This window comes from Microbulbifer maximicatervae (SeqCode), from assembly GCF_052467385.1.
Genome location: NZ_CP174311.1, coordinates 828,741 through 844,285, shown reverse-complemented (window position 1 = coordinate 844,285; position 15,545 = coordinate 828,741). Strand labels below are relative to the sequence as shown.

Here is a 15,545-nt window from a genome sequence, read left to right as displayed (position 1 = left end):
GTTTCCCCTAATTACGATAAGTACAACTAAACAGAGGAGCATTGAGCAATGGAACAAAAAGGATCGTGCCTATGTGGCACTATTAACTTCGAAATTGAAGGTGACTTTGGCGGCTTCTTTCTCTGCCACTGTAGTTACTGCCGCAAAGATACCGGTTCAGCCCATGCAGCAAACCTATTCTTCGCATCAGCGAAACTTGAATGGCTATCCGGTGCAGAACAAGTCAAAACCTTTAAGCTGGCAGGGACGAGGCACAGCAAAAGCTTTTGCAATCAATGCGGTTCCGCAGTGCCACGAGAAGATCCTGAAATTGGCCTCCTCGCTGTTCCCGCTGGCAGTCTGGATCGCCCAATAGATGTAAGGCCTAATGCCCATATCTTTATGGCCAGTAAAGCCGAGTGGGACCGGGAACTGGAAACAGTACCTAAAGTAGACAAACTACCCCAGGTAGCTAGTGCGGACTCTGAATAGACCAGTTAATGATGGCTTTACTCGACCACAGTTGCTGCGATGATAAGGTTTCTCGCAGCAACTGAAGATCACATAGAGAGAATTAGCCGGGATGACCGTCAACGCGCGGCTGGAAAAGCACCGGGGTGTAATACAGTAAGAAAAGCGTGTAACCGACTACCCAGGCAATAATTGCTGCGAGCAAACCACTCGGGGCGGGTGCCCAAAACACACGTGCGAGAGCAGATAACGCCAGGGCCATAAAAGCCAGGGGCATCAAGCGCGGCGCCTTCAATATCCGACCTGTGTGGCCGAGACTGACGCGACTGGTCATAGACAAGATCAATCCGCCGATACCGCCAACGGCAAATGCGTGCAAGGCGGGACTCTGCCAGGAAGGGGCAATTTGGCTCCAGGCCAGAGCCGCGAGAAAACACCCCAAAATAACCAACCAGTAGCTCACATGCAGAGACCAAACCATCGGTTCTGCCCATATTTTTGTAGGGTGCCAGCGCACCACCCGGATCACCTGCAAAATACCCAGAGAGACCGCAAAAAAGGCCCAAACCATTTGCGGCAAACCAACAGCCACCGATAGCAACAAGCCCACCGCAGCAATATGGGTACCCCACTCTACAGCCGGTATCTTATCTCTTGGGCTCAAGTGAAAGCGGCGCGCCGTAAAGAAGGGTATAACCCGCCCGCCGATTATCAGAATAATCGCCGTCACCAACAGCAAAGCCAGCAAGGCGATTCGGCTCTGTGCCCCTGGCAGCAACCAGTGGCTAGCGGACAATGCAGCAAACATCAGCATCGCAGGCAATACAAACATATTTCGCCACTGCTTGGTTCGCAACACCCTGGCTCCGAGCAAAAACGCTGAGAACAGGAAAAAGGAGACTTCAGCAATCACCGGCATCCAAATAGGGACCGCCGCCAACAGGTAACCCAAACGGGCCAAGAGCCACAGGCCGACCAAAGCAATAAGTTGGGTTCCCTTTGGCGAGGGGATACCAGTCCAGGTTTGCATGGCCGTGCCGAGAAAACCCACAACAACGGTAGCCGCGAACCCAAACAGCATCTCATGGGAGTGCCAGACTACCCCCATTCGAAAAGCCGGCATCTGCCAACCGAATAACTGCCCCTGCCAGATAACCAGGGCAACCATACTCCACAGAGCAGCTCCCCAGAAAAAAGGGCGAAACGGCATACGCCAAATAGGTGCAATAGACTCCGCGCGCGCGCGGTCAACGATAGGTATCAAAATCCATTCTCCTTACCAACTACGGGAACACCAGGCTCCCTACACAAATAATTCGCAGTACAAGACCACCCCGACAGGCCTGCTTTGCTTGGAGAATCAAAGGCGTCCTAAAAAAAGCAGGACACAGGGGTTTATCTGTCCGGCGGCGCCGCAACCTAGGCAAAAGCGCCGACTTTTCAGTCATCCGCATCAGTGCGGGATATCGCCCGAGATTCCATTTCCAGGGATTGGGAAAGAGCCCTATTCTCACTCAATTAACAAAAATAGTTAACAAAAAAATGAGTAGTCTGTGAATTATTCTAACTGGGGTGAAGAATCTTTTTCTGTGTAGATAACCTGAAAAAACCACACGTTTTATAGGGTTATTTCTATTTTCAGGAAAAACTGGGCAAAGGTGAAGTGGACTTGAAGTATCTCACAAGTTTACTCAAATTGGGAAGCACTTCCATTTACAGAAACATACACGGAGCCACCAATAAACAAACACTCAACCAGGAATAAAGCTTGAACCTATTTCCCTAGTAATTCAGTACTTATCTCTCATATACAAACCATTATATTTTCACCATAATTTTATATGGCAATCATTACACGGTGTCCAGTGCCGGCAAGATACAGCCTAAGTTAAAGATTTACGCCAGCCTGTGCAGTGGAGGAATTATGCTCATACCAGGCTATCTTATCGCGGCATCAACCTTACTATTCTGCTGCCAGGCCCTCGCAACCAACACTTATATCCTGTCACAACAGGGTATTGGCAATCGGGCTATAGGGGACCAAAGCGACCCAACCATCATTAACAATCTCATCATGCAAACACAAGATGGTGAATTTAATAATGTGGTGGCTCAGCAATCCAACGGCAATACTGAAGGATCTATTATCCAGTTGCAGAGAGGCGTATCAAACGAGCTAATGTCAGTCCAATCCAGCAGCCTGGGTAGCACGACATCAGTCTCCCAGCTTAATGTTCTCAACAAGGCCGAAACCTCACAGACAAGTACACTGTTTAGCACTATAAGCATCAGTCAGGAACAATCCCTAAATCAAATTACGAGCATACAAAATCTTTCCACTGGTACAACTGCTAACATCTCGCAGATAGGAACCCTAAATTTTTCGGAATCTATCCAAGATGATGTTGCTCTTAGTGATGTCTCTATTAGCCAGTTAGGTAATTTTAATAGAGCTGAGATTATCGATAAAGAAAGTGGCATAGCAAACTCTGCCAGTATTATCCAAAGTGGAAGCCAGAATATTGATACTAGAATTATCCTGATACAGTCTCTGGGAACCAATAATCAAATTCAACAATTTGGCAATAACAACACTGCCCGGATAACAAATACTAACGGCGCCTTTAATACCAACTCAATAGTACAACTTACAGATTCCAGTGCTACTAGCATCCAAACAAGCAACTCTATTCAGGGATTTAACAGTTCCATCCAGCAAGGACAGAGTAATCGCGCTTCTATAATTGTTAATCTTGCTCAAAACAACCAGGCCTTTACATCTCAAAGTGGAACAAACAACGGGTCCACAATCAACCAGATAAACATCAATAATTTTTCCGAGATAACACAAACAGGAACAAGTAATAGCGCCACGTCAATACAACTCGCTATTGAAGGGGCCAGTAGTGTTGTCACACAAAGTGGATCAGATAATAGTGCTGATATTAGTCAAAGTGGATCAGCCTCTGAGGCAGCTATAGACCAGGAATTTGATCAAAACACATTAATAGCCATTCAAGATGGCTTTAGTGCAAGACTACAGTTGCTGCAACAAGGCCTACAGAATCAAGTAAGTTCAACGCAGTCTGGTTATATTGATGATGCGGACATCATTCAACTGGGTGAGCTAAACACTATCAATCTCACTCAAACCGGCAGCTTTAATAGTGCAGAGCTACTACAACTAGGTACAGACAACTTTCTCCAGGTAATTCAATTGAGTTTTGGTGCTACTATCTCCATTTCACAGATTGGCAGTAACAATTCTGCGATATACATACAGTAGAGAAAGAGGCTAAGAAAAACCATATTATTTATTGCTCAGATTTTTTCTTTCTGGGAAACATCCCCTTTCACAAACAGCAAACTTACAATCAGTGCTGCAGCAGCCAAACACGCATTAACAGTAAATGCCCGATCAATACCTTCAGATAATTCCGGAGCCATCGCAACAACCGTTGTATTCATCGCCAGACCAATAGCACCGCCGATAATTTGGAACATATAAATTAAGGCCGCCGCCAAGCTTGCCCTGGCAGGCCCCAATACCGTAACCGCAGTAGTCGTTATCGTAGGAAAATATAAGCCTAATCCTATACCGAGAGTGAGCATTCCCGGTACCAAGTGCAGATAGTGATCGCGAACCACTAGGCCAGAAAGTAAAAACATTCCCAAACCTAAAAAGAGTGCCGCTCCCGCTAAAATTAGGCGAGCCCCCAAAAATTCATATAACCACCCTGCTATATATGAGACTACCGCATAGGTAATCATCACCGGCAATAAACCCGCACCAGACCAAACTGCAGAATAGCTCAACTCCTTAATTAAAAATTGAGGAATATAAAGCAACATAGATACAAAAGTGACCGATAGAAGCAAAGTCACCACACAGATAGAAAAAAAGCGCCAATTAGTAGCTACATCCGGGGGAATAAGTGGGTCAGAGCGAGTATGAGGCTCAACCCAGGCAAATACCAAAAAGAAAATCACCGATGTTACTAAAAGTCCAATCACTAAAGGACTTCTAAATCCTACATCGATAACAAAATCCAGAGATAACATTAAAGCCAAAAGGCCAATTGATAATGAGGCCATCCCCCAATAGTCAACCTTTTCATTGCTCTCATCGGGCTTATCATCCTCAATTACTTTCCAACCCACCAACATTGCCGCCAAAGCGATGGGTAAGTTAATAAAAAAAATCCAGCGCCAGCTAAGAAAATCTGTAAAGAAACCACCCAACAGTGGCCCTACAGAGTTCGCAAAGCCACACACCGTCATTATCAAACCGCCTGCCTGACCGGCGCGGTCATCAGGCATGATCTGATAGGTCATGCCGAGCACAGCGGGCCACATCAGAGCACCACCAACACCCATTAATGCCCGGCTTCCCAGCAGCATCCATTCATTGACGGCCAGACCACCCAAAACTGAAAAAAAGACGAAGATTGAGGTTCCAACAAAAAATAGCCGGCGTCGACCAAACATATCCGCCAAGCGCCCGCCAGTAACTATAAAAATCCCGAACACCAATGCATAACCGTTAATCACCCACTGAAGGGTGGAGATATCTGCGTTAAAATGTTTTTCCATTGCAGGGATAGCGACGGAGAAGGCCGTAAAATCATTGGCCACCAAAAAGACTGCCAACGACAATGCTGTTAAGCCAATAATCTGTGATCGCGATAGCGGGGTCTTTGAGGCTGCCATAAATGCCAAACTTCACACTTTGCAAGTTATGCAATGGATATATAAGCTTGGACCAATGAAGGACCAACTGCAGCGCAAATTATCAGGCAACACCAAGTAACAGCCTAGAACCAATGGGGTTCTCATAAACTTTATTACTAGAATCTCGGTGCTTTTCTCCTATATCCAGAATTACTTTCTTCCGCAATACTCTGATTAGGCCCCAGCTCAGGCATAGACAAGCATTAATGCCAACAACAATGGCTTGATGTCAGTGTAAGTCCGCAGTCTCACTAATCCTCATTCCATGTTTAGCAGATCGAATCAGTCCAAAAGCAGTATCCGGTAGCAGAAGTATTTAAAGCTATCAGCCGATGATCAATCAGGATTGATCGACAGGCTTGAGCGGGGCCCCTTCTCCAATTCTTATAAATCAAAAATCAAAAATCAAAGACTGACAGGATTTTCCCATGAAGGTGCTATCTTTAGCCATTACCATTCTCTCGATCAATCATGGCCATCAGGCCCTGGCGAACAATACTTACTCATCAACCAAGTAAGAACTGGCAACACTGCTACTGAAAATCAAATTGAAAAAACAACCACTAACAACTTAATAAATCAAGCTCAGGTTGGTGACAATAATAACGTTGAAGCAACACAATTTAACGGCAACAACAATTAAATAATGCCCACGCAGGCAGGCAGGCAGGAATTAACGATAGCATCACCACTACTTAATTTGGTAATAATACCGCGATTTCTCTGCAGTAAAGCCATGTGCCAATCTCTAGGAACTTGTATGTTCAGACAGCTATCTCCCAGAATCTATCATCCAACTCTCCTCCCAGCAGCCACATCCTAACACACTGAAAATATCAGATATTTTCCGACTTTAGTCCCAGTATCTCAGTGCTTTTATCTCATTCCCCTAAGGAGTCTCATTGTCAATACTTTTTCCAAGGCTCCAATATCTGAAACGAGCTGGATTTCGACTTTTGGAGAGCCCAATCAAACGGATTACAGAGGAGAAATATCTATGACAAACGGTGAGCACTTATGCCCACCAGAATTTGGAATCATTGAGTCTTTTTTAGAAAGCCGCCAATGATCTTAGCCCCGGCATATCCAAGTACTAATGCCAATGACAATGGCTTGGAGCCAGTGCAAATAAGCAGTCTCACTACTTCACTCACCATTTAGGGCCGATCAAATCACCCCCCAATGCCCAGCGGACGGTAGAGGCGGAATGTAGTCTCCGTTCGTTTACACCGAGATTGGATATGGATTTCACCTGTGTTGTACAGGAAGTACTGTGAACGTCATCAAAACGCCACAACGAATTGAAGTAAAGGAGTTACTTGTGAAGATCTTACCTATAGCCGTTACCACCCTATCCCTTGCCATCAGTGGTCTGATTCATGCAGATGACAATGAATATATCCTCTATCAAGAGGGTACGGGAAATACCGCAATGGGGGATCAAAGTGATCCCACTATTACCAATAACCTGATTGAGCAAACCCAGATCGGCGATAATAATATTGCTGAAGCGTCACAATCTAATGGCAATACTAATGGAGTGATCATTCAGTATCAAGAGGGCGATACCAATGATGTTTTTGCCTTTCAGGATGGAACAACTGACTCCAGCGGAATCATGACCATTGTTGGGGATAACAATCAGGGAGCAACCCAGCAAACCTCTACTAGTAATACCACGATGGAATATACCATCACTGGCTCCAATAATACCGGCGGATCATTTCAAACTTTAACTTCAAACAGCATAATGGAATTCACGATAACAGGAGATAACAACATTGGTAGCTCCTTTCAACAAAACTCTGACTCTGTATCTTTGGTAGTTGATATCAATGGTAACGATAATATTGCATCAACTTTTCAGGAAGATAGCTCCAATACCAGTATTGTAATACAACAAACTGGTGACTCGAATATTGTTAGTGGTTTTGATGATGACGGAAGTGCTGATAATAGCGTTGTGAATATCCAGCAAGGAAACTCAAATACTATCAATTTTGTTCACGATGTAAGCTTTAACCAAAATGATACAATTGAACAATATGGAGACGACAACTTTTCTGGGTCATCTTCAAATAACACCAGTGGTAGTACAAGTTATTTGTTACAGGTAGGCGATCAAAATAACTCCTTTATCCTATATAATGACTCGGCAAATATCACTGCCTCAATCATTCAAGAGGGCTCAAGTAATAATGCTGATACATTATTAAGTCAAGCCTTTGATAGTAATTCCTCAGTGACCCAAACAGGAGATAGCAACGACTCGTTACTTGCTCAAAGTGGGTCTTCTCACTATGCAGAAATCATACAAATCGATGATTTGAATACTATAGACGCTGAACAAAGCAGTTTTGATGCATATCTATACGCGGTGCAAAGTGGTGAAGACAACTTAATTAGCTCCTTGCAAGATGGAGACTCAGAGTCAGCTACTCTGAACCAAACAGGAAGTTTAAATGAAATAGATTTAACTCAGAGTGGACAGCAGGATACCGCTATTTTATCTCAGGATGGCAATAATAATTTCTTGATGGTCACGCAAACAGGCTTCAACGACAGCATTAATGTTACACAGCTTGGTGACAATAATAGCGCCACTTTTACACAGTAAATCGTTGATAGGAGTCCGTATACCCATATATGGACTCCACCTAACCATACATATTCTATCCACTATCAAATATCAATATAACTCTGCAATGAAAATACTGATTAAATCAGACTTTTTTACTAGCATCTCAGTGCTTTTATCTCATACCAATTATCTTATTTATTAATAATACTAAAAGCGATACCGTAAGTAGGGGTCATTTATCACTTCACTACATTTTGGCGGACCAACAAACCAAATAGGAGCAAATTAAATGAATAGTAAAATCAACCAATACAGGTGAAAAATTTGGAATAAATATTTCACATCAATCGAAGCAAAAATGAATATAGCCTCGGCATCTCCAAGCATTAATGCCAAAAAATGGCTTGGGATCAGTACAAGCAAGCATTATCACTACTTCTCTCACCATTTAGGGCCCTTAAGCTTCTTACTTAGCGCTCATTAAAAATTAACTGAGCTACAGAAGTTTCATTCGTTAATTACCTTTATAGAAGCAAGAGATCTATCGCTCTTAACACCATCCATAAATCATTAAATGAAAGGAATCATTTATGAAAACATCAGCCTTTGCAATCACTACCTTAGCGTTAGCCATTTCCGGTATTGCGTATGGTGACAATACTTATATTGTTAATCAAGAGGGAACCGGGAATATGGCCATGGGGGACCAAACTGGTGCCACTGATAGTTTAATCTCGCAGACTCAGATTGGCGACAATAACGATGCTGAAGCAATACAATTCAATGCCACCAGCAATGGAACCATTATTCAAACCCAGCAGGGAGACAACAACTTCGCGAATAGTGAACAAGACGGAAGCAGTAATTCTTCAGCAGTAATTACTTTGATAGGAGACAATAACGGAACGGGAACGGACCAAATTTCAACTAGCAATAGTGTAATGCAAGAGACATTTATCGGTACCGATAATTTTGGCGGCTCAAGGCAGGAAGGCACTACTAGTACAACTATGATAAATACCCTTATGGGTACAAATAATGGTAGTGGCTCCCTTCAGGAAAATACAACGAATACATTAATGAGCTTCACCATCATGGGAACCGACAATATTGGCAGCTCCTTACAAGAAAATACGACCAATACTTCAATGATCTATAACATTAGCGGTACAAGTAATGTTGGTAGCTCTCCACAAAGAGATTCTACAAATAGCTTGATGCAATTTACCATGATTGGCACCGATAATATTGGTTCATCAGGACAGGAGAATATGGATTCGGCAGTTTTGACTGTAGTATCCATCGGTGATAGGAACATCGGTACATCAGGCCAGTGGGATAGTTTTAATAGCAGTATCAGCGTCTTTCAAATGGGTGATGATAATACCGGCGGAGGGGTAGATGATGATGGCAGCTCAAACACTTCAGTCCAATTAACACAGATCGGCAATTTCAATTCAGGGTTTACCGTACGAGGCCAAAGTTCTGATCAATTTACTACAGTTGAACAATATGGAAATGACAATATCTTTGGTTCCACAGATGACAATGCCAATAACAGTGTAGGTTCAAACCTTCAGCAAGGTGACAACAATAGTATTTCTGTTAGCCTGCAAACTGTATCTGATAATAACTACTCCATCAGCCAAATTGGTAATGGCAATGATGCGGATCTGACACAGACCGGCTCCAACCACTCGGCTGAGATAATTCAAATGAGTGAATTAAACACAATAAATGCGGAGCAAACCAACTTCAATGCCGACCTTTACGCCTCACAAGATGGCGAGGACAACTTGATTAATTCCCTCCAAGACGGAGACAGTATTTCAGCCACCCTTAACCAGAGCGGCAATCTCAACGAAATAGATCTAACTCAGAGTGGATCTTCAGATATTGCTACATTGTCTCAGGATGGCAATAGCAATTTCCTAATGGTAACGCAGACCGGTTTTAGCGATACAATCAGTGTCACCCAACTAGGTGACAACAACAGCGCCACCTATATGCAGTAAAAAAACCAAGGGCCTTGCAAACCTCTTTGCAGGCCCTATCAGACCTTATTAGACTTTCAAATACTGACAAGACAGTTTTGAAATTATCGGCTTGAGTTTTTCTTACTACTTTCTCAGTACTTTTATCCTATATACATCTCACCGCTCATTGACAATAATTTTTTGGGACAATTTAATGGTAGATATCAGCAACAAACATTTCAATTGTCACTATTGCTTTATCAGTGCAGTACATCATAGGCTTTAATTTAGTACAAAGCAGTACAGTGTACGTTTGGAAGTTCTATGCTTTATCCCAAATAAACGAAGAGTTCCCCCACCTGGCATAGTCAAGTTTTAATGCCAAAAATATGGTTTGAAGCCAATACAAAAAGGCAGCACCAGCGATGATTTTAAATTTAGCTTTAACGATGAGCTATAAATCTAAGTCACCCACTAAACCAAACCTTAGTCACAGCGTAGCTCGAAGAGGAATTCAACAATGAAATTCAAAGCCACAATTGCCGGATTATCCACCGTTGCTGTGATACAGCTAGCACAAGCGAGCAACACCTACATAGTCAATCAAAATGGTAACAATAACACTGCCATGGGGGATCAAAGTGATCCCACCGTTGCCAACAACCTAATTGTGCAAACCCAAAATGGTGATAATAATACAGCTGAGGCAGAACAAATCATAAATAGCAATAATGCAGTGATCACTCAGACTCAAATTGGAGATGGAAACTTAGCCACAGCAAGCCAAGAAAATAGCACCGACACAATCGATACCGTCGTACAGATGGGGAACAATAACGAAGTCGATTCCTTTATGCAAAATGATACCGCGAGCACCAATTTCGTTTTTCAAAGTGGTGAATTGAATTTCACCTCTACCGTTAATTTCAACTCTACATCTAATAGTACTAATGTTTTACAAACCGGAACCGACAATGAAGTTTTCACAGCTCATAGCTTTAACTCAAGTAACAATTCCATATTTGTAAACCAAAGCGGATCTCAAAATACGAGTTCTCCAGGCGCAAGTTTCGATGCGGAGAACAACAGTATTGTCATCTTACAGGATGGATCGTTGAACAATGGGGGAGTTGGGCAAGTTAGTGGCTCTCAATTTATGACAAGTACGGTCATTCAAAGTGGCGATGATAATCTAGGGGGAGCTAGTAATTTAAATAGTAGCTTCGGCAGTACCTTTTCTAATCAAGTGGGAAGTTTAAATTTAGGAAGTTCAAGCCAAATTGATAGCACACAGAGCCATACATTTATCCAGCAAACCGGTACTGACAATTTAGGCAGCATATCGATAAACTCTAGCAATAATGTTAGCGCCTCCATCACACAAATAGGCGACCAAAATATAATTGGTGGTTCAGGCCACTCCTCCAGTAGCAATGGTACTGTAGAGGTCACTCAAATAGGTATTGCTAATGATGCAATTGCTTTCCAAATTATGAGCGACTCGGGATTGTTAGCTATTTCTCAAAATGGAGAACAAAATATGGCCCTGGCGGGGCAAACAGGGATATCTAACATCCTTCTTGGCGTGCAAACAGGAATACAGAACGTACTTTCTATTATTCAGGATGGTGATTCAATTTCTGCCGATACCAATCAGAGTGGCACACTTAATGAAATTGACCTTGATCAGACCGGCATGAGTAGTGTTGCCACACTTACACAAAGTGGTAACAATAATTTTCTACAGGCTATGCAGGCAAATCCATCTGCCTCATCCACTGTGACGCAGTTTGGCGAAAACAATAGTGGTAATATCATGCAGTAACTCACCCACTATTAGCTCAAAGTACACAAAGTAGCGGAATACATGACCATTCATAAAGGACATGCATTAGGAGAAATGCTCATATCATTTACTCCACTTAAGACGTGAATTTCTTTATATGTAGTCGATGATACCAAATGCTTCTGTTTGGTGTCATTTTTTCTGTTAAAAAATGGTGTAAGTTTATCCCCGGATAATCTTCCTGGATAAATCAAGGCAACAGGGTTAGCCTAAAGCTTTCATAAGCTAGGACTGCAACCTCTATCTAGATTTAAAATTATTCACAACCAGATAAATTTTGATCCATTCTAGAAGAGAAAAATTATAGTGCAAAAAATATCAGTTGGCCTAACTCACTGGAAGTAAACTTTATTACTAGCAGTTACACACTTATCTCTCATTGAAAAGACTCATGCTTCATCAATACTTTTACCAAACTTTCAACTTACTCAGGGAAACCAAAGGCAGTAATCATATATAGGTAGGGTAGAAGATTAAATAGCTCTACCCGGCATTAATAGATTTCAGGAGGTTTAAAGGAGAATTAGACAGTAAGCATGCATTTATTAATCGCAAAATTTTTAGTCCATACTTGATGAAATCTTAAGCATGTTCAGCTTTGATCAATAACAGGCATAGCTAAGTATTAATGCCGATTAGTCAGTTTCGGAAAATTTCTTTTGGCAGCTCTGAAACTTCCCCAAGCAAATATTGATCTCTATAGCGCCAACCTGCTATCAGCTCCAGATAGAAATGGACATTAATGATATTCATTTAAGCTTGTACCTACTCAATTTAAATATGTAACAAGCCTTTTTAAAATTTTGTTTTAGGAAAATGACTACACTAGAGAAGTCGAGGTTTTATCAATGAGAATGTCTTCGTATATTCCAGCAATCCCATGCATTTTAGCAATTAGTATCAGCGCTGCGGCACAGGCTAGTAATATATATATTGTAAATCAAACAGGCAATAACAACATGGCTATGGGAGACCAAAGCGATCCCACCGTTACCAATAATTTGATTGTACAAACCCAGAATGGGGATAATAATACAGCAGAGGCGGAACAGATCATTAATAGCAGTGATGGCGTGATTATTCAGACCCAGATTGGAGATGGAAACTTAGCCAACGCGAGCCAGGAGGATAGTACAGGCACAACGCTGACAACCTTACAGGTAGGTAATACTAACGAAGTTACATCCAGTATGCTTGGTGACTCCAATAACACCAACTTTGTCTCCCAAACCGGTGAAATCAATTTTGCTGAAACCGTAAACTTTAACTCCAGCTTAAACAGTACAAACATTGTTCAGGTTGGTACTGACAACCAATCAGCAGCTTCTCATTTCAATAATTCAAATAACAACTCCATATTTATTAGCCAGGATGGATCTGAAAATATTGGTTCTGCATCTGCAAGCCTTAATACAGACAACACTACCTCCGTAGTTTTACAAACTGGATCACTTAACAACGGTGGAATTTCACAGTTCGACAATTCTGACTTTATGACAAGCACTGTTATTCAAAATGGCACTGATAACTTGGGGGGGAGCAGTAATTCAAACAGTAGTTTTGGTAGTACTTTTACTAATCAGGTCGGGAACTCAAACCTTGGGGGCTCAAGCCAACTTGACAGTACACAAAGCCATTCGTTTTCCCAGCAAATAGGGAATGATAATTTAGTAGGTGGTGTGCAGGCACTTTCAAGTTCCAATGTAATCGGCTCTGCGACCCAAATCGGCGATCAAAATATCATTGGAGGTATGGGCCATTTTTCCAGTAGCAACGGTATCGTAGAGGTCACTCAGATAGGCATTGCCAATGATGCAATTGCTTTCCAAATTATGAGTGATTTGTCAATATTAACCCTTTGGCAAAATGGCGAACAAAATATGGCCTTGGCTAGCCAAACTGGATCATCAAATAGCCTTCTAAGTATGCAAACAGGCATACAAAATGTGCTCTCTGTTTTTCAGGATGGTGATTTAATTTCTGCCGATACAGACCAAAATGGTATGCTCAACGAAGTTGATCTTAACCAGACAGGTATGAGTAGCTTGGTCACACTCTCACAAAGTGGAAATAATAATTTTCTACAGGCCATGCAGGTGAATCCATCTGCCTCAACTACCGTGACACAGTTTGGAGACAACAATAGCGGAAACATAATGCAATAATATGCCTGGCCTCAAGCTCACTTTAATTTCATAGAAAAATATTTAGTGATCATAAATTGGGGATTCACTGAACTGATACAATTATTGAATATATGTTATTCTGTTTTGTTATCATATCTATCGTCTCAGTGCATTCCCAAAACTACTATTTCTTATAGAACCAACCATCAGCACATTGAATATCGTGGCAATACCACAAAAAGAGGCAATTTAAAATTACACCCACACTTACTCACACTCTTCGGTTTGTTTGCGCCCCCCCAAATTACCGAAACACTACAGCATCGCTGCACTCACATAGTACTCTCCAAAAAAGTCCCCTCTTGAAAACCTCAAATACCTGGCTACATATACGCCATCAGACATCCATCGTATTTTAAGTGGTGAACTTAGGAATATATATTAAACATTTAGATCATGCTTACTAACCGCATACCTGCTGTTCAACTCAACATCCTATTAATGCCTAATATTTAAAATACTCATCTAATCTTCCACATCAAAATCTCATACATGGAAACATATCAACATTTAGATGCAAATATTATTTAATTCATACAATAACATTTAATGTGAAAAATATACGCCTGAGAGCCCTTTACAAGATACTCACCTTGGAGATATTTTTATTTTAATTAAACCTCTACCATATTTCACTATAATAGATATAAATATATTTATATTATGCTATATAAAGGAAGCTCATATATTTCACATACGAGCCCCTAATAGATTACTGATTGATAAATTTTATAAAAAAATTAAGTAAATCGGGCTATAAAATTCCACAAAACGTTACCACCAAATTTAGCAGTCCATGGAAAAGAAATTGTCTAATAAAAACTTGTTAATCCAGACAATCTGGATCTTTAGTGAGATATTCATTGTTTACCCAAATATTAGTACCACTGCAATCAGGGTCAACTGTATCCCTCAGATCAAAAGGATCATTATTAAAAGAAGAGTTCGCAGAAATAATATTGAAGTTGGAATTAGTAAAAATAAGAACTATACCACCATCTTGGCTATCACCGTTGCCATTGTCGGTAGTTGTGTTCTGTGATATCACATTATTTGACGATCCTTCTATTAGAATACCAGCCCCCCCATTTCCACTTGAAGTGTTGTTAAAAACTCGTGAAAAACTATCATCCACCTGGATTCCGTCGGCAACACTACCTGTTACGGTACAGCCAGAAAAAGTATTGTAGTCATCATCCATATCGACTCCGACTCTACCACTATCAGTAATAACGCAGTCATTTATAGTATTGTAAATACTATCTATATCTATCCCATCATTAACACTATTAACAACTTCGGTACCAAGTACTTTGTGATACCCCTCTCCCTCTAAAAAAACTCCATCAAAACAGCCATCAATAACGCCTCCAGTGAGGGTGGCGCCATTGCCTTCTATTCGAATTCCTGCACCACCTAGGTCTCCTCCTGTAGTACAGGTCAGGGAATAGTCGCCCATATTTAAGCTGCCACTTGGGCCGACAATAGTAAGTGCATCAGGTTCATCGGTTGTTAGATCACAAGATAAGTCCTCAGTGAGAACTTCTGCAGTTGTAATTACATCGCCACAAGCCACTTCAGCCAAAGTAATTGATGAATATGAAGACGCCGAAAAAGCTATTATTGCTAATAGTGCCACTTTATCTACAGACTGCTTAATTTTCACATCCAACTCCTATCAGTTCAGAAAAAAATAATATACCTCAGCACAGAGATACTGAGTCCCCTAAGTTTGGATGCAATAATAACTTCCACCATAAGAAAAATTGCCCAAA

General features: G+C 41.5%; 10 protein-coding genes. 7 read left to right on the top strand and 3 right to left on the bottom strand.

What is annotated here, in order from left to right; all coding sequences use genetic code 11:
- The first annotated feature begins 48 nt into the window (after positions 1–48).
- The gene (locus ACJJIR_RS03630) at positions 49–471 is read left to right on the top strand and encodes a GFA family protein (RefSeq protein WP_444896197.1); all 423 of its coding nucleotides are present in this window, start codon (positions 49–51) and stop codon (positions 469–471) included.
- A gap of 82 nt (positions 472–553) precedes the next feature.
- Here the strand turns inward: ACJJIR_RS03630 and ACJJIR_RS03625 are convergent, their stop codons facing one another.
- Positions 554–1,714, bottom strand: a complete 1,161-nt coding sequence (locus ACJJIR_RS03625) for an NnrS family protein (RefSeq protein WP_444907373.1) — start codon at positions 1,712–1,714, stop codon at positions 554–556.
- 810 nt (positions 1,715–2,524) lie between these two features.
- On the opposite strand from ACJJIR_RS03625, the gene ACJJIR_RS03620 reads away from it, so the two are divergent.
- Complete coding sequence (locus ACJJIR_RS03620) at positions 2,525–3,736, top strand: hypothetical protein (RefSeq protein WP_444907372.1); 1,212 nt, start codon at positions 2,525–2,527, stop codon at positions 3,734–3,736.
- A 35-nt stretch (positions 3,737–3,771) separates the two neighbouring features.
- Here the strand turns inward: ACJJIR_RS03620 and ACJJIR_RS03615 are convergent, their stop codons facing one another.
- On the bottom strand, positions 3,772–5,160 hold the full coding sequence (locus tag ACJJIR_RS03615) for an MFS transporter (RefSeq protein ID WP_444907371.1): 1,389 nt from the start codon (positions 5,158–5,160) through the stop codon (positions 3,772–3,774).
- 367 nt (positions 5,161–5,527) lie between these two features.
- Between ACJJIR_RS03615 and ACJJIR_RS03610 the strand changes: the two genes are divergently transcribed.
- From ACJJIR_RS03610 to ACJJIR_RS03590, 5 genes are all read left to right on the top strand, one after another.
- A complete protein-coding gene (locus ACJJIR_RS03610; protein ID WP_444907370.1) occupies positions 5,528–5,824 on the top strand; it encodes a hypothetical protein in 297 nt (98 codons plus the stop codon).
- Positions 5,825–6,454: 630 nt separating this feature from the next.
- Entirely contained in the window at positions 6,455–7,798 is a 1,344-nt protein-coding gene (locus ACJJIR_RS03605) for a hypothetical protein (protein WP_444907369.1), read from the top strand.
- A gap of 554 nt (positions 7,799–8,352) precedes the next feature.
- On the top strand, positions 8,353–9,777 hold the full coding sequence (locus ACJJIR_RS03600) for a hypothetical protein (protein ID WP_444907368.1): 1,425 nt from the start codon (positions 8,353–8,355) through the stop codon (positions 9,775–9,777).
- A gap of 481 nt (positions 9,778–10,258) precedes the next feature.
- Complete coding sequence (locus ACJJIR_RS03595; protein WP_444907367.1) at positions 10,259–11,563, top strand: hypothetical protein; 1,305 nt, start codon at positions 10,259–10,261, stop codon at positions 11,561–11,563.
- A gap of 980 nt (positions 11,564–12,543) precedes the next feature.
- Entirely contained in the window at positions 12,544–13,749 is a 1,206-nt protein-coding gene (locus ACJJIR_RS03590) for a hypothetical protein (protein WP_444907366.1), read from the top strand.
- An 847-nt stretch (positions 13,750–14,596) separates the two neighbouring features.
- On the opposite strand, the gene ACJJIR_RS03585 is transcribed toward ACJJIR_RS03590, so the two are convergent.
- The gene (locus ACJJIR_RS03585) at positions 14,597–15,436 is read right to left on the bottom strand and encodes a right-handed parallel beta-helix repeat-containing protein (protein ID WP_444907365.1); all 840 of its coding nucleotides are present in this window, start codon (positions 15,434–15,436) and stop codon (positions 14,597–14,599) included.
- Positions 15,437–15,545 lie beyond the last annotated feature (109 nt).

Coding starts and splice junctions, on each gene's coding strand:
- ACJJIR_RS03620 (WP_444907372.1), top strand. CDS start 2,525: ATGCAAACACAAGATGGTGAATTTAATAATGTGGTGGCTCAGCAATCC.
- ACJJIR_RS03595 (WP_444907367.1), top strand. CDS start 10,259: ATGAAATTCAAAGCCACAATTGCCGGATTATCCACCGTTGCTGTGATA.
- ACJJIR_RS03590 (WP_444907366.1), top strand. CDS start 12,544: ATGGCTATGGGAGACCAAAGCGATCCCACCGTTACCAATAATTTGATT.
- ACJJIR_RS03615 (WP_444907371.1), bottom strand. CDS start 5,160: ATGGCAGCCTCAAAGACCCCGCTATCGCGATCACAGATTATTGGCTTA.
- ACJJIR_RS03630 (WP_444896197.1), top strand. CDS start 49: ATGGAACAAAAAGGATCGTGCCTATGTGGCACTATTAACTTCGAAATT.
- ACJJIR_RS03600 (WP_444907368.1), top strand. CDS start 8,353: ATGAAAACATCAGCCTTTGCAATCACTACCTTAGCGTTAGCCATTTCC.